Source organism: Nonlabens sp. Asnod3-H03 (assembly GCF_045063665.1).
In the GTDB taxonomy this organism is placed as follows: domain Bacteria; phylum Bacteroidota; class Bacteroidia; order Flavobacteriales; family Flavobacteriaceae; genus Nonlabens; species Nonlabens ulvanivorans.
Genome location: NZ_JBEFOD010000008.1, coordinates 1,069,801 through 1,088,639, shown reverse-complemented (window position 1 = coordinate 1,088,639; position 18,839 = coordinate 1,069,801). Strand labels below are relative to the sequence as shown.

Sequence of the window (18,839 nt, the reverse complement as noted above, 5' to 3'; positions counted from 1 at the left end):
ACTTATGAAATCTTTTTTTGAAATTGAGGCCTATCAAGAATTACAAGAACGTATTGATAATATAACCATAGATAGCAATGCGCAATGGGGAAAAATGAATGGTTCACAAATGCTAAACCACTGTCAGGCGCCTATAAAAATCGCGTTAGGTAAATCAGATGTCACCATGAAATCTAACTGGCTGATTAAAGTCCTATTTAAAAAAATGATGTACAGTCCAAAGCCATTTAAGAAAAACGCACCTACACCACCACAGTTTAGAAGTTTAGGGGACTATGATTTTAATATAGAAAAAATAGAATTACAGAAATGGATGAATGAGTTGTGGGAAGATCGCAATAATGAGAATCGTGTGCCGCATCCTGTTTTTGGTGATTTTACTAAAGATCAATGGGGCATCATGCAATGGAAACACTTAAACCATCACTTTGAACAGTTTGGTGTTTAAAAAGTGTAAGTTTTATACTTATTCTCTAACCATATATAAGTAAGTCTTCTCTTTTAGATGTTGAACGATCATGTATTCCTCAGACACTTGAATTATAGCATACATTCTATTCTCTTCAGCATCAGGCTTTATGAATACTAGTTCTTGAGTATCCATATCGATTTGATATTCTTCTACAGTTTGTATACCTGAAATACCTAGAGCAACCTCTTCTTCTGTTATAAAATTAAAGGTTATCATCATACCTATCATCTCATACATTCCACCACCTTCAACACCTTCTGCCGCTTTTACCTCTTGCACCTTCCACTTACCCAATAAAGATTCTGTTTTAAATGATTGTAAGGCATATTTATCTTCAGTTAGATAACTATAAGTTTTTTGATTTTTGAAGTCTCCTTTTACAAATAACAATCTCGCATTTCCAGATTCCATTCTAGCCGTTCCATCGTCCAGCAAAATAAATTTATCACCTTTATCTAAAAGCAAAGTATCGCCAGATTTAGTATAACTAGACTCTTGTACTTCACCCATAAACTGCATCTGATAAATTTCAGTATCTAGTATTTCAAGTTTCATCTCTTGAAACATATTAGTTACTAACCTGATTTTTTCTTCATCAATACTTTCCATAGCGCTACGGTCCAATTCTTTAAAAGACCATAAACCTATATAATCCAAGGACTCTTGGGCTACAGAAACAAAAGAAACCGTAAATAGCAAAAAACAGATAATTAACTTCATTATATAAGGTATGTATTAATAAATATTCAAATAAAGATAGTACAAATAAAACAGCCCTTTGAAATGATTTCAAAGGGCTGTTTTATTTACTCATTAAGCATTTGCCACAAGCGATCTTTCAATTCTTGCATATGAAATTGTGATAACGAAGAAATGAACATATAAGGCGCGCCATCAAAAGCACCTTCCTCATCAAGACCTTCTTTCATTTGCTCCATTAATTCTTCATCCAGCATATCGGCTTTTGAAATACAGACAAATCTATTTTTATCAAGCAATTCTGGATTGTATTTTTTCAATTCCCGTAACAGGATATCATACTCTGCACTGATATCATCTGAATCTGCAGGAATAAGAAATAATAAAGTAGAATTACGTTCTATGTGTCTTAAAAAACGATGCCCAAGACCTTTCCCGTCTGCTGCACCTTCAATAATTCCAGGTATATCTGCAATTACAAATGATTTAAAATCACGGTATTCTACAATTCCAAGATTAGGTTTTAAAGTAGTAAACTCATAGTTAGCAATCTTAGGTTTTGCACTAGTAATTACAGAAAGCAATGTTGATTTTCCAGCATTAGGAAATCCTACCAGACCAACATCTGCCAGTACTTTCATTTCAAATACAGCATCTAGAGATGTACCTTCCATACCTTGCTGTGCATAACGAGGCGTTTGTCTAGTAGAGCTTTTAAAATGCCAGTTACCACGACCGCCTTTACCACCTTCACAGATTACAAATTCTGCTCCATCTTCAAGCATTTCATAAATCACGTTACCGGTTTCAGAATCTTTAACAACTGTTCCTAGTGGTAAATCGATATATACATCATCTCCATCTTCACCAGTACGTCGTTGCTTTGCTCCATTTCCACCTTGAGCAGATTTAAAGTGACGTTTATACTTAAAATGATATAATGTCCATAAGTTCTTGCTACCACGCAAGATTATATGACCACCACGACCACCATCACCACCATCTGGACCACCTTTATCGATGTACTTTTCTCTGTGCAAGTGCGTGCTTCCTTTACCGCCGCGACCTGACTCAAGATGTACTTTAGTATAGTCTACAAAATTTCCTTCGGTCATTGTTTTTTATCTAATGTCTGATAACGGTTCATCGTCATCAGTTAATTGTTTGTATGTAACTCGTGTAAAACTCGTTGTTACCTACTATAAAAGTAGAAACATCAAGATTATAATTTAAAACACCTAAACCTTCCGTTTATTTAACTTCAGTTTTTTATAGTCTTAAAGCTTATCAAACTCCACACTTAATCGAGCTGTTATTTCATCTAGTGCTCCTACACCATCTACTCCATGATACTTATCTTGTGCTGTATAGTAATCTTTAAGTGGCGCTGTTTGCTTGTAATAGACAGCGATACGATCTCTTATCACTCCTTCATTTGCATCATCTGCTCTACCGCTTGCTTTTCCTCTTTCTAATAATCTTTCAACTAGAACTTCATCATCTACTTCTAGCGCAACCATACCGGCAATCTCAGATCCTTTTGAAGCTAATAATTCATCTAATGCCTTTGCTTGCGCATCAGTTCTAGGAAAACCATCAAAAATAAATCCTGCTGCATCTGGTGTTTTTTCCACCTCAGCGTTAAGCATTTTAATGGTTACTTCATCTGGCACTAGGTTTCCTTTATCCATAAAGGATTTTGCAAGTGTTCCTAATTCTGTTCCATTTTTGATGTTATAACGAAACACGTCTCCTGTAGAGATATGAACTAGTCCGTATTTTTCTTTTAAACGTTCTGCTTGGGTTCCTTTTCCGGCTCCTGGAGGACCGAATAAAACAATGTTTTTCATGCGTTGTGTTTGTACGTAAAGTTCAGGCAAATTGCGCCCTAAATTATCATAATCCATGCCGTATCCCACGACAAATTTGTTCTCAATATTTAAACCCACAAAATCTATTTTCAATTCTCGATTATAAACTTCTGGCTTTAAAAATAGCGTCGCTATATGTAAAGCAGTAGGATTGTGTTTTAGCAGCTTTCGCGAAAGCTTGTCAACAGTTAATCCTGTATCTACAATATCTTCTACGATAACAACTGTTCTATCGGTAAGGTCTATATCAACATTTAAAGTCTCTACTAACTCACCAGTGGAAGATGTCCCTTCATAACTAGAAGCTCTTAAAAAAGCAATCTCACAATCATGATTAAACTTGCGTGTCAAGTCTGCCATGACCATGTAACTACCATTGAGTATTCCTAAAAAGACGGGTTTTTTATCTGCAAGATCTCTATTGAGCTGGTATGCGAGGTTGTTAACGGCATCGCTTATTTGAGTTGCCGTTAGAAAAGGTTTGAAATAGAGGTCGTGAATCTTAATCACTTCTTAAATATTTTATGCAAAGATAGTATTTAGTAGGCAGTTGACAGCCGCTGTTGATAGTGCTTCTTCATGTCATTTGATATTGTTGTTCAAATTCATCTTCAAGTTCAAGTTCAAGTTCAATTTATCCTCTTATTTTTGCCTAATGAGCACACCACTTTTTTCTTCACCGTTTACGCTTGGGATTCTGGGCGGCGGACAACTAGGTAAAATGATGTTATACACCACGCGTAAATGGGATATCGCCACTTATGTGATGGATAAAGATGATACAGCACCTGCTTTTGAAGGTTGTACTGTCTTTTTTGAAGGAGATATTATGGACTATCAGGCCGTGATGGAGTTTGGCGAACAAGTCGATGTGTTAACTATAGAAATAGAAAACGTCAACGTACAAGCTCTTCAGGATCTAGAGGATAAAGGTATCGCGGTTTCTCCTAGTGCTCGTGTATTGAACCTAATTAGAAATAAAGCGGTTCAAAAACAATTTTATCTAGATAGCAATATTCCTACGGCTCCATTTCAAATTCATGAACAACCAATTTTAAATCATGGAAAGGACTATCCATTCATATGGAAAAGCGCTGAAGGTGGCTATGACGGTAAAGGTGTTAAAGTGATCCGTCAAGAAAGTGATCTTACCGACTTGCCTAAGGTGGAATGTATCTATGAAGATATGATCGATTTTAAGCTGGAACTGGCTGTAATAGTCGCTCGTAATGCTAGTGGAGATATGAAAACTTATCCTGTGGTAGAGATGGAATTTCACCCAGAAGCTAATCAGGTAGAATATGTAATATGCCCAGCACGTATAGATGATGCCGTTTCTGAAAAAGCTCGTGCTATTGCTCTAGAAGTGAGTGCTGCTTATGACCATGTAGGCCTATTAGCTGTAGAAATGTTCTTAACTAAAAATGGAGACATTCTAGTAAATGAAGTGGCACCTAGACCACATAATTCTGGTCATTATTCTATAGAAGGTTCTGTAACAGATCAGTTTGAACAACACGTGCGTTGTGTACTTGACTTACCTTTAGGAAATACGGATAGTACGGTTGCTGCAGTTATGGTCAACTTAGTAGGTGAAGAAGGTCATACTGGGAATGTGATTTATGATGGTATAGAAGATATTCTAGCCATGCCAGGAGTTACTCCACATATCTACGGTAAAAAACAAACCCGACCTTTTAGAAAAATGGGTCATGTTACTGTGGTGGATAAAGATGTCGCATTAGCACGTGAAATTGCTGAACGGGTTAAAGATCGAATTAAGGTTGTTGCGGAGGATTAATTTGACAATGTGAAAATATGGTAATTGCTTTTCTTAATTGCTATCGTAAAAAATTATCTTTTTATTACTGATTGCAGCTTCAATTACCTTAAGTCCAATAAAGTGAAGAATATTATTCTTTTCTATTGTTCTGATGTTTTTTCATTTTCCAGTAACCATAAATCGCAAAGCCGATTATAATGGTTACAACTAAACAAATAACATATTCAGCACCAGGAGCAAAACCTTCTGCAAGTCGGCTAGTTGTTTTAAAACGAGATGATTGAAACATTATAAAAGTTAAGTCCATACTTCTATATTCAGCATTCCAAATCCCCTACGGTGTACTAGCACTCACCTGCATTACTTTACCGTTGTAAAACTTATTTCCTGTAAGGGCAAAATTCATGATATAGTCTGCCATTTCTGAAGCTGTGAGTGGTGCTTTATATCCGGGAAAGGCTTCTTCTAGCATCTCTGTTTGTACGGCTCCTAGGGCAAGTGTATTGAATGATGGTCCGTTTTCTTTATATTCTTCGGCAAGAAGTTCAAAAAGAGTGATTACGGCCGCTTTTGCACTTGAATAAGCGGCAAGACCAGGAAACTTTGCACTACCTTGAATTCCACCCATGGAGCTAATAGCAACAACATGAGAATCCCTAGTCATTACCGGCAATAACTTTTGCGTTAACGATGCAACACCAAAAACATTTACCGCATAACAGTTCTGAAAATCTTGAGCTGTTAATTCTTCAAAGGGTTTATTCACTAGCATACCTGCATTATGAATCAAGATATCTATGTGATCCCATTTAGCCAGAATGGCTTTTGCAGATTCAATAATACTTTGTTCACTTGTTAAATCACAAGATAAAGACATGATACTATTGCGCTCTAAGGCCTCTATAGAACTTGTTTTTCGCGAAAGCGTTATAACATGATGCCCTGCACCAGCTAATAATTGTGCTAGTTCAAATCCTATACCGCGACTGGTACCTGTAATAACGATATTTTTACTCATTTGCCATCATTTTAAGACGTTCATTATTTAGTACAGCCATGATACCAGGCATTACTGCATCCACTACAGCAGCCATATGTGGAGCGTTTACTTCTGATACTTCATCACCAGGCTGGTGATAGTATTTAAAATTAGTGAAGTCAAACGTACTGAATGTTTGTGCTGGCACTTGAAATTCATTAAAAAATGGATAATTATCTGATCGCATGAATAGATTATACTCTACTGCTTTATCTAACTTACCAGTTACTAGTCTATTATTATTTGCAGCATTAAAAACACTCGCCATGTTGGACTTATCATGTCCAGTTATGTAAGCTATATATTCACGACCTACCATAGGTGTACCTATCATCTCAAAATTGAGCATAGCTACTACATTTTCTTTTTCGGCTTTCATACGTTTTGCAAGATGTTTAGAACCTAGAAGTCCCTTTTCCTCTGCAGAGAATAATGCAAAAACTACAGTTCTTCTATTAAAATCAACTTGTTTTAACGCTTGCGCAATTGCTAAAACACTTGCTGTTCCTGTAGCATTATCATTTGCACCATTTGCAAGACTGTCACCAGCTACCGCTTTCATAAAACCTATATGATCGTAGTGTGCACCTATTACTACTATTTCATCTTTTAAAACACCATCTGTACCTGGCAACATACCTACTACATTAAAAGCTTGAGCACCTTTTGCCTCAAAATCATCAAAGAAGTCACCTTTATACGGTTGTAGGCCTATTTCATGTAATCGGTTTTGTAGATACTTAGCAGCTGCAAGAATACCGTCGGAACCGGTATCACGACCTTCTAAATCATCACTTGCAAGAAAAGCTACATCTGCTGCAATTTGAGATGCATTTGCTTTAGGTATTTTAACCTTAGGTAAAACTTCAGACATAGTACCTGTTGCTTTTTCTAACTTAGCCACCTTATTGCCCTGACTACCACAGCTAGCAATAAGAACTGCTGCCGATAGTATAAGTACCATTCTTTTCATAGTATAATTTTAAAGTTTAAATATAGGTATTTTGTGATGTATGGTTAGTTAGGTTAATAGGTATTTTAATGAAAATGAGTAACAATCATTTCAATCCTAGAAACAAAAAAGCCGAATCTCTCGATTCGGCTTTTCCATAAATATTAGTTGATGTTATACATACATCACTATAGGGTTTTCTATATACGATTTAAACGTCTGTAAAAATGCTGCGCCTGTTGCACCATCTACCGTTCTATGATCACATGCCAGTGTAATTTTCATCACATTACCTACTACAATCTGACCATTCTTCACGACTGGCTTTTGCACAATAGCTCCTACGGACATGATTGCACTATTAGGCTGATTAATGATTGAAGTAAACTCTGTAATACCAAACATTCCTAAATTAGAGATTGTAAATGTACTTCCTTGCATTTCTGCAGGTTGTAATTTTTTATTACGTGCCTTACCAGCAAGCTCTCTTACTTTTGCTCCTATTTGTTGCATACTCATCTGATCTGCAAATGGCAATACAGGAACAAGAAGCCCATCATCTACCGCTACAGCAACACCAACGTGAATATGCTTTGCAATAATTGTATTTTTATCAGTCCACTGTGTATTTACTTTAGGATGTAATCTTAACGCCATTGCTGCCGCTTTAATTACCATATCGTTAAAGCTGATTTTAGTGTCCGGCAATTCATTAATAGCTTTTCTACTAGCAATTGCATTATCCATATCTAGATCTAAACCTAGATAGTAATGTGGTGCAGTAAACTTAGACTCACCCAAACGCTTTGCAATCGTTTTGCGCATTTGTGAATTAGGAACTTCTTCAAAAGTTTCTGTACCAACCGCAACAAATGAACTGGCAGAAGCACTTCCACCTGCACTAGGTTTAAAGTTCTCTATATCGCTTTTTACTATACGTCCATTTTCACCAGAACCAGAAACCTGATTAAGATCAATTCCTTTATCTTCAGCCATTTTCTTAGCAAGTGGAGAAGCAAAAATTCTTCCTGAAGAGTTTGAACTTGAATTTGAGCTAGTGTTTGAACTCGATGAAGCTGGCGTTGACACCTTAGAAGTTTCTTTTTTCTCTTCTTTCTTAACTTCTTTTTTCTCTTCTTTTTTAGGAGCTGCCGCTTTTGCGCTCGCATCGATATTTATTCCAGAAACATCTGTACCTGCAGGACCAATGATTGCTAACAAGGCATCAACCTTTGCCGTTTTACCTTCTTGAATTCCTATTTTTAATAATGTACCTGCATTGAAAGATTCAAATTCCATGGTCGCTTTGTCGGTCTCAATCTCTGCAAGAATATCACCTTCTTCAACAGCATCGCCTTCAGCTTTTAACCATGATGCTACCGTTCCTTCTTCCATGGTATCACTAAGGCGAGGCATATTTATAATAATTACGCCTTCAGGAAGTTCATTATCAGAATTAGATTCTTTACTAGAAGAAGTCTTTGATTCATCAGACTCTTCTTTTTCAGCAGCTGCGTCATTAGAGGCAGTACTAGCTTCTCCACTAAGCAGTCCAGAGATATCTTCTCCTTCTTCACCTATGATACAAAGCAACTGATCTACTGGAGCCGTTTCTCCTTCTTGAACACCTATATGCAACAAAACACCTTCTTGGAATGATTCAAATTCCATAGTTGCTTTATCGGTTTCAATTTCAGCAAGGATGTCACCTTCTTCAACCTTATCACCTACGTTTTTCAACCACGCTGCAACTACACCTTCTTCCATGGTGTCGCTCAATCGTGGCATGTTTACAATCTCTGCCATGAATTATAATTTTGATGGTAAAAATGGATAATCTTCTTGCTCATAAACAGCGTCATACATAACGCTTTTATCTGGGTAAGGAGAGTCCTCAGCAAACTTCTCACATTCTGCAACGCGAGATTTTACTCTTTTCCCCATTTCTTTTATCTCTTCCTCAGTAACACCGTGATCTTTCATCAATCGGTCTTTTATTTGAGTAATAGGATCTATTTTTTGATATTCAGCTACTTCATCTTTGGTACGATAGTGCTGTGCATCACTCATCGAGTGACCTCTATATCTATATGTTTTTAATTCTAAGAAAGTTGGTCCACCACCAGAACGAGCTCTTTCTATTGCTTCAGACATTGCTTCTGCAACTTTTTCTGGATCCATCGCATCTACAGGTCCACACGGCATTTCATAACCTAAACCTAATTTCCAGATATCAGTATGGTTTGCTGTTCTTTCAACACTTGTTCCCATCGCATACCCATTGTTTTCCACACAGAAAACTACCGGTAAATTCCATAACATTGCTAGATTGAAAGCCTCATGTAAAGAACCTTGACGTGCTGCGCCATCACCAAAAAAGGTCAGTGTTACCGCATCTACATTATGGTATTTATCTCCAAAGGCAATACCAGCACCTAAAGGAATTTGTCCTCCTACAATACCGTGACCACCATAGAAACGATGCTCTTTTGAAAAAATATGCATTGATCCACCTAATCCTTGTGAGGTACCCGTTGCTTTTCCATAAAGCTCTGCCATGACTCTTTTAGGATCTACTCCCATACCTATAGGTTGTACGTGATTACGATAAGCAGTAATCATTTTATCCTTAGTAAGGTCCATCGCGTGCAGAGAACCGGCAAGAATTGCTTCTTGTCCATTGTAAAGGTGAAGGAATCCACGAACTTTCTGTTGTATGTAAACTTGTGCTAGTTTATCTTCAAACTTTCTCCAGAAAAGCATCTCCTCATACCAATTGAGAAGTACGTCTTTAGTGACTTTTTTCATTTAAGTGGTTGTTTTAAGTGCGCTTTCGCGAAAGCGAATTAATACAACAATAGTACTACTTAACTTTCACAGCTCAAAGCAAAAATAGACCAAAAAAGGGTAATGAAAAACCTATTGAAGGGTTAAAAATGTCCGAAAACGTTATAGATAGCTCTTATCAAAGATAAGTGGTAGTAAATCTTTAAGGGAATCTGACTTCACAATAGTGCCTGAAGCTCCCATAAAATATATAGGAATAGAATCTTGTTGTCTGTTTTCATATTCTGCAATAGCCTGTCTGCAAGCACCGCATGGTGGTACAGGAACAGTAAGAGAATCATCAATAGGACTTGCTGTAAGCGCCATCATTTTAATCGCCACGCCAGGATATTGAGCACCTGCTGCATAGATAGCTACTCGCTCTGCACAAAGGCCTGATGGGTAAGCGGCATTTTCTTGATTATTACCTGTAATAACTTTTCCATTCTCAAGTAAAATCGCGCACCCTACCGTAAAATTTGAATATGGGGCATATGCATTATGACGTGCTGTAATGGATTGCTGCATTAAAGACTGCACGTTACTATCAAGCTCAGACATATCATCGTAAGCCTCTAGCGTAGTATGGATTTCTATTTTTTTCAAATGATCTAGTATTCTGTATACTCGTCTCCAAAATTGAAGGTCAAGCCAAATCTAAGTGTACCTTCTAAAGGACTTCTTACACGACTAGTAGAGAACAAGTAAGATAAATCGATACCGATTGAAGAAAACTCAAATCCTGCGCCCATGGCTAGAAATTTACGAGCTCCTTTATCATCTGCTTCATTAAAATAACCTGCTCTTAACGCAAAACTGTCGTCATAAGTATACTCTGCGCTTAATGCCCATGTAAATTCTCTAAGCTCTTCACTAAAACCACCTGGTGCATCACCAAAAGATTGAAAAATACCATTAATAAAAGTTACATCGTCATCCTGCCCTGAGATAATCTCGCGAGAAACACCGTTATTATTATCATCTCCATCTTCCCTTATCGGCGGTGTAGGAACTAAAAGTTTATTAACCTCAGCAGTTACTCCTATCTTACTAAAACCGTCATTAAGGATAAAATCGAATCCACCACCTAATGCAAGATTGGTTGGTATGAAATTTTCTTGTCCACCTTCATCGTAAGAAACTTTAGGACCGATGTTAGATATATTAAATCCACCTCTCCAGCGTCCATTAAAATCTGCCAGAGCTAATTCTTCTGATTGATAATAACCTGATATATCAACACCAAAGCTATTTGCTGCGCTTGCATCACTATCCACACCTTGTATTCTCAAATCGCTTCTTAAAAAACGACCTGTTACTGCAAGTGCAAATTGCTCAGAAAGTTTCAATGAATAGGTACCATCTAATACGAACTCGTTAGGACTTTCTTCACGTCCAGGATCATTTTGATCTTGTCTTAAAGTAATACTTCCTAAACTGAAGTACCTTAAACTACCTGCAAAGGCACTATTATCATTAATACGATTTGCATAAACTAATTGTGCAATCGCAATATCGTTCACTAGATTCCCTAAATAAGGAGTGTATGCAACCCCAAATTTATGCTCTCGTAACCCGAATGCGTATTTGGATGGATTCCATTGTTGGGACCATGCATCTGGACTGGTGGCAACACCCATATCACCTAAACCGGCAGAACGTGCATCACCAGCAATTCTTAAAAATGGTAGTGCTGTGGTTATTACTCTTGTATCGTTATCTTGAGCGTTACTTATGCTAGGCACCGCTAAAACTAAAGCGATAAATACTAAAAAAACTTTTTTCATCAATGCTTATTAATCTGAAACAAATATATGTTAATCCTTACGAGTTACAATATCACCAGCTTTTCCACCTTACTGGTTTGCTGATTAGATAACGTAGACTTTACTGTTATCTTATAAATATAGACACCTTTTCCTAATCGCTGGCCAAAATCGTCTGTACCATCCCATGTAATTTCTCTAGAGGTAAAACCAGTCGTCGTCACAGACTGATTCTTACTCCAAATAACTTTCCCAGAAATGGTCATTACTTGTATTTGAACATTTAATGGCTCAAATGGCTTATTATGATTGAACCAAAACTCTGTATAAGTAGTAAATGGATTAGGATAATTAAGGACCCGTTCTAGTTTAATACCGTCATTTTCTGCAACAATGAATTGTATTTCTTGTTCTGCAGAGTTATTGTAGGTATCCCAAGCTTTTAATTTTAAGGTATGCAATCCAGGCTCTAAATCTCTAAGTGGAAAATAAACCTGACCACGAGCAAAGTTATCTACGTCTGCCTCATAATAATCATTGAGTATAAAGGGATCTACATCATTACCGTCTAATGTTGCAGTAATATCATGACCTATACCACTAGATGTGTTAATCCCATTATCATCACTTAAAAAAGCTAAAATAAATGGATTTTCATCTGTAATTCCACCATTTACAAAATTAGTATCATTCATATACAAGTCAATCTCAGGACCTATATCATCGGCAGGAGCGGCTGTATTAACTCCACCTATGCGAACATCTAAGTTATAACCATTTTTATCTTCTTGAACACCATCCCTTTTTGCATAAAAAGAGATCCTACCATTACCTATAGGAACCTGAGTATCGAGCGGCATTACAAAATTTACATCAAAAACACCATTTGTTACCGTAGCCTGACCTCTAAAAAGAACCTCGCCTTGCTGCTTAAAATCTAAAAGAATTAATTGACCCGTCGAATCTCTAGCATCATCATTCCCCAAGGTAGTGCGATCAATTTCTTTATCAAAAACAGTCACTGAAACCTCACCATTATAATTAGGTATTAAATTCCCCTGTAAATCGTGCACCTCTCCACTTAACACAACAGGATCTAGCGCTCTTAACACATCAGTATTACTTGCTATAGGATTTCCATTAACGGCAGTTAATACAACATTAGGATCTGGTATTGCAAGTTTTAAGGCTGGATCACCTATAAACGCAACAACTCTTCTGGTTGCATCATTATTAAGCGCCGGATCTACTTTGGCAAGCCTAAGAGATTCGGCCATTGAAATAGCTTGTGCGTTATTATATGAAAACAAATATTGATCTAGAGTACGATTTAAGGTGACTCCAGTAGAAATAAAGATTAATCGATTAGTAGCTACTAAACCTATCGCACCACCATCTGGATTAAGATATACTTTTTCCCCACCACTAGGTCTTAAAGGATTATCAAATCTTGTAAACTCACAAGTAACAGTTATGAACAACGGTAAATTATTTGGATTACGTAAATTTTCAACAGATGACTGTGTCACAATAAACTCTTGAGCAAGGCCATCTTCATTCCCATGACCAAAATAATTAATCACTAACGAACCTCTTTCAAAAGCATTTTTCACAGCTTCCTCTACGTCTGGATACCTAAAACCACCAGCTGTACTCAATTGCTGATAACTATCCATCATTATTTTACGCACATTATAATCTGGCCTGTTCAATTCTATTTGATCAGCAAGATCATTTACATTAACCTGAAGATTACTATCTGTTTGCGGATCATCGATATCATCTCCTATTAACACAACATCATTGCGCCATCTTTCAAAAGCTGGCTGCGCAGTATAGCTTACAACTTTATCAACCATTTCCCTCGCTTCTGTGATATCGGTAACAATCATACGTCCTACCGCCAGATCCATCAAGTTATTAGTAGCTACATTTCCTTCATTAGGATTCATGTATGTAAAAAAATCATCTGTCACATAAGACTGTGTAAGTGACGTGGCCTCAGCCGTTAGAAATGAAGGCACAATATTTTCTCTTACAGAAATACGGTTTTTATAATCAAAACTAGCGTCACCAAACATATTTAAATACTTCACTCTATTTGCAGGGCTAGAAGCATTATCATAAACATATTTTACAAAATTTCTGATTGCTGCAATATCCTGTTCTCCTTCAGAAAACTCATTATAGATATCTGAAAGAGTCACAACTTTAGTATTTAAGTTACTAGAAGTAATGTGGTAATTTGCAAGTCTTTGGGCTTCACTTTCAAGAAATGATGGAGTAATAATTAAATAATCTATATCCTTAAAATTTCCGTTGCTATCAATAAAAATGGTTCCTTTCAAGTTCTGATTTGCTACTCGTCTATTTGAAACTGAGATAGGGTTAAAAAAATCATTATTATCCACGACAATGTATTCCTTTACCTCACCACCGCTATCTACAAAAGAAAAATTAGCATCACTAGTATTGTTCAAAACGGTCGTGACATTATAAGGATCTGATATATTCCAAACTTCAGAAATGCTAGTAGCGTTAGAAAATTGAAATTGCACAACTCCAGGCTGTAAAGCAGCTTCCGTATTTCTAAACCTATAAGACTCACCTATCCCTACTAAAGATTGAGGCACCTCTAACTCTATATAATCTAGATAGCCTTCGGCACCAGGATTTCCAGAATTATCAAAAGTAATTTTCACATCAACATCATCACTAGAAACATTAATATTATTTGCAATCAATTGTCCTCTTCTTGAAACCAAAGTATTAACACCTGCTAAACCAAAATGACCTATAGTTCCCGCAGACACGCCATTAACCTCACAAGTAAAAGAACTACCAATATCTGATATGGCACCTGTCACTACTTTTAAACTTGCTGGTCTAGAACCTATCACATTGTTAAATTCAAATTCAAAAGTCTGTTCTGGCTCAAAATCAAAACGTTCACCATACCATATGCGACCTATTTGCCCTATATTTCTTTCATCAATTTCATGATGCTGTCTAGCCTGAAAATAATCATAGGTAATTGCAGGAGCACCCATAGGTTGTACAAAAGGCAAAATACGTTTACCATTACCTGAACTTATAGTTATATAATAAAATGATTCATCTATATAAGGATTAATATGACTATCGTTTTCCAGGACATATTCAGAGTTAGCGGCCGTGGCATAAAATAAAATCTCATCACCATTATCAAAACTACCATCATTTTCACCTCGCACACTAATTGCAATCTCCGCAGGATCATAAGCCACAGTTTGAGAATTTACTAAAGGCAATGATGGACCACCATTTCCATAAACTTTAATCGTACGAGGATCAATATCACTCACATTTATACCTAGGCTACTTAAAAAAGACCTGGTGATTCTATGCACACCCGTATTCTCCACTTTAAAGCGGAACCATTCACCTGATGTAAGTAAAGAGTTCCCATAATTAGTAGATTTAGTAGTAAATATTGGTTCTCCATCTGTAAAAAATGGAGTAAAAGATACAACCTTACGATATTGATTTCCATCCTTGAATATAGGAGACACTCTTATTTGTGCATAATTACGCTTTCGCGAAAGCGCATTTCTTAAACTATACTGCAATCCATCAACAATAAATTCTTTATCAAGATCTGCAAGTTCACTGTTTGATAAGACCTCTGTTTGTAAATTCTCTAAAACCAAACTTGATTCATTAACCAAAGATGAAGTCTCAACAGACTTAGAAAACCAAATTTGAGAACCATTAAACTGATATCCATTTTCAAAATACGGAACTAAAACCGTGTAATCACCAATCGACTGTTTTAAAGCAGGCTGCCATTTCAACTCTTCTTTCTGGCCTTGAGCCATTAGTAAAAGGGGAAAACTAACAATTATTAAAAAAAAATATCTCATCAAACCGATAACGTCTATTTATAAAATCTAGTATAAAAAATAAAAACTTAAAAAAATGTGAACACTCATGAAATAAACGGCATTCAAGCTCGTTTAAAAACATGGAACGACAAATGTAATGGGAATATTAACAATTTATGCTTTTGGTTTTCTCCGAAGTTGTTATATTGCGAGACATTTTTCAAAATAATATCTTAAAATGAAGAAGTACTTTGCATTAAAAGCAGTATTTACACTAATCGCTGGTGTGGCACTAGTGAGCTGTGGTGGTGGTGGAAACGATTATTCTAGCACATCTCGAGGAACTGGATGGGACGTTACCGGTAAAAACGGTGGTTTTGAATTAAATACTAAATACAAGGAGCAGGAAACTGGACCAGGATTAGTATTTGTTGAAGGAGGAACATTCACAATGGGACGTGTAAAAGATGATCCTATGCATGATTGGAACAACACTCCTAACCAGCAACACGTTCAGTCGTTCTATATAGACGAAACTGAAGTTACTAATGGTATGTATCTTGAGATGCTAGATTGGATAAAAGGTGTATTCCCTCCAGAAGATGAAGAATATCGTAATATTTACAATGGTGCGGTACCTGACACTCTAGTATGGAGAAACCGTTTAGGATTCAATGAAGAGATGACTAAGAATTACTTACGTCACCCTGCATACCAAAACTACCCAGTAGTAGGTGTGACTTGGATTCAAGCTGTTGAATTTTCAGAATGGAGAACGGATCGTGTAAATGAATTAATTCTTAATCAAGAAGGATTTACGTCTAAAGACGCTTTAGCTAATCAAGAAGCTGGATCTACATTCAGCACTGAGACCTATTTAAATGCGCCTACTCTAGCTTATGGAGGAGATGACGAAAAGACTCGTGGAGGTAAAAGAAGTGAATCATTAGAAAAAAGAAAAACACAAAAAGCTGCAAAGCAAGGTGAAGGTGGCGGCGAGGCATCTGGACTTTACGTAACTCGTAAAGACGGTATTATTTTACCTGGATACAGACTACCTACAGAAGCAGAATGGGAATATGCAGCACTTGCTGAAGTTTCTCAAAGAGAATATAACGCTTATCGTGGTAGAAAGAAATACCCGTGGGATGGTCAGTATACTCGTAGCGGTAAGAGACAAACTCGTGGAGACCACATGGCAAACTTTAAGCAAGGTGATGGAGATTATGGTGGTATCGCAGGATGGAGTGATGATGGAGCAGATATTACTGCTGAAGTTATGACTTATGAACCTAATGAATTTGGTGTATACGACATGGCCGGTAACGTATCTGAATGGGTAGCTGATGTTTATCGTCCTATCGTTGATGATGAATTTAATGACTTTAATTACTATCGTGGTAACCAATACACAAAAAATAAAATTGGAGCTGATGGTATGATTGCTGTCGTAGAAGCTGACTCAATCGTTTATGACACTTTAAGTAATGGTAAAACTATTGCTAGAGCATTACCTGGTGAAATCCAACAGGTAGAAGTTGATGAAAACGAAACTTATTTAAGAACAAACTTTGACAGAAGTGACAACCGTGACTTCCGTGATGGTGACCGTCGTTCTTCTAAGTATTTTGACAACACTGATCAATTAGAAGATAACAAAAGAATGTATGATTCTCCATTGCATACAGTGGACTCTGATTCCTTAGGTACCTTAGACAGACAATACGATCAAGAAAACACTCGTACAACACTTATCGATAATGAAGTTCGTGTTATCAAAGGTGGTTCATGGAGAGATAGAGCTTATTGGTTAGATCCTGCATCCCGCAGATTCTATCCACAAGACATGGCAAAAGATGACCTAGGTTTCCGATGCGCAATGTCACGTGTAGGTTCTAAATCAAAGAAAAACAAAAGACCTCGTAATTAATTCTGCGAATCTTTATAAATTAAAAAGAAGCCCTTATTTTTAAGGGCTTTTTTTATGCATTACTTTTATGAAGGAATTATACCAAATATTCTTAACCAGCAATGGCGTTCAGACTGATACTCGTAAGATAATTGACGGTCAATTATTCTATGCTTTATCAGGGGAGAACTTCGACGGTAATACCTATGTAGAACAAGCTTTAAGCAAAGGAGCTATCCATGCAGTTTCCAGTGACCTGAAATGGGAGAACGATTCTAGAGTCACTGTTGTAAAAGACACTTTAAAAAACCTACAACAATTAGCAACTTACCATAGAAAAAAAATAAACATACCCATTCTCTCTCTAACAGGTAGCAATGGAAAAACAACAACCAAAGAGTTAATCATATCAGTTTTGCACCAGCAATTTAATGTTAAAGGAACTGCAGGCAACCTTAATAATCATATAGGCGTTCCATTAACTCTTTTAAGTTTTAATGAGTCTACAGACATAGGTATTGTAGAAATGGGAGCTAATCATTTAAAAGAAATTGAAACTCTCTCTAACATCACCTTACCCGATTATGGCTTGATAACTAATTATGGTAAAGCACATTTAGAAGGTTTCGGTAGTGAAGAAAATATAAGAATAGGCAAAAGCGAATTGTTTGAACACTTGAGAAAACATAGCAAAACAGCCATTGTAGGTCACTGGGACAAAGAACAATTAAAAAGATCTAAAGGAATCGAGCGTTTTTTAACAAGTAGCGATAGTAAGCTTATCAAAGCTGAGCCCTACATCAGTCTAGAATTTGAAGGCAAACAATGCGACACACAGTTAGTAGGTGAATACAATTATCACAACATGCTACTCGCTGCTGCAGTAGGTCAGATTTTTAACATGAGTACGACTAACATAATAAAAGGGCTCGCTCATTACACACCTAATAACAATAGATCTCAGATCATACAAAAAGGAAAACTTAAAATAATACTAGACGCATACAATGCAAACCCTAGCAGCATGGTTGTTGCTTTAAAAAACCTAAGTAAACAATCAGAACGTAAAAAAATAGCCATTCTGGGCGATATGTTTGAATTGGGGACATACTCGACGACAGAACATCAAAATATTGCTGAGTTAACACAACAGCTTCAAATAGACCAAACTTATTTAATTGGTGAGGCCTTTTCAAAAGTAAACTGTGAACAAGCTCAATTATTTGAAAACCTCGAGAATTTCAATAAGCAGTTTAACATTGACAAAACACAAGAATCTGTACTACTTATAAAAGGATCTAGAGGCATGGCATTAGAACGGATATTAGAGAAAATTAAGTAGATTTAAAAAAAAATGAAAATAATTAGCAAAAAGCTTTTTACAAAAATAAAATTATGTAAATTTGCCACCGCTTTAGAGCAAAAGGTACCTTAGCTCAGTTGGTAGAGCAATGGACTGAAAATCCATGTGTCCCTGGTTCGATTCCTGGAGGTACCACAAAAGGCTGTCTGTTTTAGACAGCCTTTTTTGTTTTCTATAACTTTATTATTACAAAGTCAGTTTATATTTATCACCTTAAAATGTGGGATTAGCTCAGTTGGTTTAGAGCGTTACGTTGACATCGTAAAGGTCACTGGTTCGAATCCAGTATTTCACAC

At 36.6% G+C, this 18,839-nt stretch carries 15 protein-coding genes and 2 tRNA genes; 6 read left to right on the top strand and 11 right to left on the bottom strand.

Annotated features, from left to right (window positions below):
• Positions 1-4 precede the first annotated feature (4 nt).
• A complete protein-coding gene (locus ACJJVI_RS08095; RefSeq protein ID WP_317290792.1) occupies positions 5-448 on the top strand; it encodes a DUF1569 domain-containing protein in 444 nt (147 codons plus the stop codon).
• 18 nt (positions 449-466) lie between these two features.
• Here the strand turns inward: ACJJVI_RS08095 and ACJJVI_RS08090 are convergent, their stop codons facing one another.
• From ACJJVI_RS08090 to ACJJVI_RS08080, 3 genes are all read right to left on the bottom strand, one after another.
• The gene (locus ACJJVI_RS08090; RefSeq protein WP_405351375.1) at positions 467-1,192 is read right to left on the bottom strand and encodes a hypothetical protein; all 726 of its coding nucleotides are present in this window, start codon (positions 1,190-1,192) and stop codon (positions 467-469) included.
• A gap of 86 nt (positions 1,193-1,278) precedes the next feature.
• On the bottom strand, positions 1,279-2,286 hold the full coding sequence (gene obgE, locus ACJJVI_RS08085) for a GTPase ObgE (RefSeq protein WP_036582272.1): 1,008 nt from the start codon (positions 2,284-2,286) through the stop codon (positions 1,279-1,281).
• Positions 2,287-2,448: 162 nt separating this feature from the next.
• Positions 2,449-3,552 carry an adenylate kinase gene (locus ACJJVI_RS08080; RefSeq protein WP_405351373.1) on the bottom strand — a complete coding sequence of 368 codons (1,104 nt, stop codon included), beginning with the start codon at positions 3,550-3,552 and terminating at the stop codon, positions 2,449-2,451.
• Positions 3,553-3,697: 145 nt separating this feature from the next.
• On the opposite strand from ACJJVI_RS08080, the gene ACJJVI_RS08075 reads away from it, so the two are divergent.
• Positions 3,698-4,843, top strand: a complete 1,146-nt coding sequence (locus ACJJVI_RS08075; protein ID WP_405351371.1) for a 5-(carboxyamino)imidazole ribonucleotide synthase — start codon at positions 3,698-3,700, stop codon at positions 4,841-4,843.
• A gap of 112 nt (positions 4,844-4,955) precedes the next feature.
• Here the strand turns inward: ACJJVI_RS08075 and ACJJVI_RS08070 are convergent, their stop codons facing one another.
• The 8 genes from ACJJVI_RS08070 to porU form a co-directional block, all read right to left on the bottom strand.
• Positions 4,956-5,114 carry a hypothetical protein gene (locus ACJJVI_RS08070; RefSeq protein ID WP_193743633.1) on the bottom strand — a complete coding sequence of 53 codons (159 nt, stop codon included), beginning with the start codon at positions 5,112-5,114 and terminating at the stop codon, positions 4,956-4,958.
• A gap of 45 nt (positions 5,115-5,159) precedes the next feature.
• Positions 5,160-5,843 (bottom strand): SDR family NAD(P)-dependent oxidoreductase, encoded by a 684-nt coding sequence (locus ACJJVI_RS08065; RefSeq protein ID WP_405351368.1) that lies wholly within the window; start codon positions 5,841-5,843, stop codon positions 5,160-5,162.
• A complete protein-coding gene (locus ACJJVI_RS08060; RefSeq protein WP_405351367.1) occupies positions 5,836-6,837 on the bottom strand; it encodes a M20/M25/M40 family metallo-hydrolase in 1,002 nt (333 codons plus the stop codon). Before ACJJVI_RS08060 ends, ACJJVI_RS08065 begins: the two co-directional genes overlap by 8 nt.
• Before the next feature lie 153 nt (positions 6,838-6,990).
• Positions 6,991-8,622: a pyruvate dehydrogenase complex dihydrolipoamide acetyltransferase gene (locus ACJJVI_RS08055; RefSeq protein WP_405351365.1), complete on the bottom strand. Its 1,632-nt coding sequence runs from the start codon at positions 8,620-8,622 to the stop codon at positions 6,991-6,993.
• 3 nt (positions 8,623-8,625) lie between these two features.
• Entirely contained in the window at positions 8,626-9,624 is a 999-nt protein-coding gene (gene pdhA / locus ACJJVI_RS08050) for a pyruvate dehydrogenase (acetyl-transferring) E1 component subunit alpha (protein ID WP_036582284.1), read from the bottom strand.
• 141 nt (positions 9,625-9,765) lie between these two features.
• Entirely contained in the window at positions 9,766-10,248 is a 483-nt protein-coding gene (gene cdd, locus ACJJVI_RS08045) for a cytidine deaminase (protein ID WP_042269675.1), read from the bottom strand.
• 5 nt (positions 10,249-10,253) lie between these two features.
• Positions 10,254-11,429 carry a type IX secretion system outer membrane channel protein PorV gene (gene porV / locus ACJJVI_RS08040; RefSeq protein ID WP_036582290.1) on the bottom strand — a complete coding sequence of 392 codons (1,176 nt, stop codon included), beginning with the start codon at positions 11,427-11,429 and terminating at the stop codon, positions 10,254-10,256.
• A gap of 44 nt (positions 11,430-11,473) precedes the next feature.
• Positions 11,474-15,265, bottom strand: coding sequence for a type IX secretion system sortase PorU (porU, locus tag ACJJVI_RS08035; RefSeq protein WP_405351362.1), 3,792 nt, complete (start codon positions 15,263-15,265; stop codon positions 11,474-11,476).
• 244 nt (positions 15,266-15,509) lie between these two features.
• Between porU and gldJ the strand changes: the two genes are divergently transcribed.
• The 4 genes from gldJ to ACJJVI_RS08015 all read left to right on the top strand — a co-directional run bounded on the left by gldJ (position 15,510) and on the right by ACJJVI_RS08015 (position 18,838).
• On the top strand, positions 15,510-17,201 hold the full coding sequence (gene gldJ / locus ACJJVI_RS08030) for a gliding motility lipoprotein GldJ (RefSeq protein WP_036582295.1): 1,692 nt from the start codon (positions 15,510-15,512) through the stop codon (positions 17,199-17,201).
• Positions 17,202-17,268: 67 nt separating this feature from the next.
• Positions 17,269-18,522, top strand: a complete 1,254-nt coding sequence (murF, locus tag ACJJVI_RS08025; protein ID WP_405351360.1) for a UDP-N-acetylmuramoyl-tripeptide--D-alanyl-D-alanine ligase — start codon at positions 17,269-17,271, stop codon at positions 18,520-18,522.
• Positions 18,523-18,605: 83 nt separating this feature from the next.
• Positions 18,606-18,678 (top strand) — tRNA-Phe (locus ACJJVI_RS08020).
• Positions 18,679-18,763: 85 nt separating this feature from the next.
• Positions 18,764-18,838 (top strand) — tRNA-Val (locus tag ACJJVI_RS08015).
• Position 18,839: the final 1 nt, after the last annotated feature.

What these genes read in the sequence shown, in the direction of transcription:
- ACJJVI_RS08060 (WP_405351367.1), bottom strand. Translation starts at nt 6,837, where the DNA reads ATGAAAAGAATGGTACTTATACTATCGGCAGCAGTTCTTATTGCTAGC.
- ACJJVI_RS08065 (WP_405351368.1), bottom strand. Translation starts at nt 5,843, where the DNA reads ATGAGTAAAAATATCGTTATTACAGGTACCAGTCGCGGTATAGGATTT.
- ACJJVI_RS08055 (WP_405351365.1), bottom strand. Translation starts at nt 8,622, where the DNA reads ATGGCAGAGATTGTAAACATGCCACGATTGAGCGACACCATGGAAGAA.
- ACJJVI_RS08075 (WP_405351371.1), top strand. Translation starts at nt 3,698, where the DNA reads ATGAGCACACCACTTTTTTCTTCACCGTTTACGCTTGGGATTCTGGGC.
- ACJJVI_RS08070 (WP_193743633.1), bottom strand. Translation starts at nt 5,114, where the DNA reads ATGTTTCAATCATCTCGTTTTAAAACAACTAGCCGACTTGCAGAAGGT.
- porV (WP_036582290.1), bottom strand. Translation starts at nt 11,429, where the DNA reads ATGAAAAAAGTTTTTTTAGTATTTATCGCTTTAGTTTTAGCGGTGCCT.
- ACJJVI_RS08090 (WP_405351375.1), bottom strand. Translation starts at nt 1,192, where the DNA reads ATGAAGTTAATTATCTGTTTTTTGCTATTTACGGTTTCTTTTGTTTCT.
- ACJJVI_RS08095 (WP_317290792.1), top strand. Translation starts at nt 5, where the DNA reads ATGAAATCTTTTTTTGAAATTGAGGCCTATCAAGAATTACAAGAACGT.
- porU (WP_405351362.1), bottom strand. Translation starts at nt 15,265, where the DNA reads ATGGCTCAAGGCCAGAAAGAAGAGTTGAAATGGCAGCCTGCTTTAAAA.
- pdhA (WP_036582284.1), bottom strand. Translation starts at nt 9,624, where the DNA reads ATGAAAAAAGTCACTAAAGACGTACTTCTCAATTGGTATGAGGAGATG.
- gldJ (WP_036582295.1), top strand. Translation starts at nt 15,510, where the DNA reads ATGAAGAAGTACTTTGCATTAAAAGCAGTATTTACACTAATCGCTGGT.
- murF (WP_405351360.1), top strand. Translation starts at nt 17,269, where the DNA reads ATGAAGGAATTATACCAAATATTCTTAACCAGCAATGGCGTTCAGACT.
- obgE (WP_036582272.1), bottom strand. Translation starts at nt 2,286, where the DNA reads ATGACCGAAGGAAATTTTGTAGACTATACTAAAGTACATCTTGAGTCA.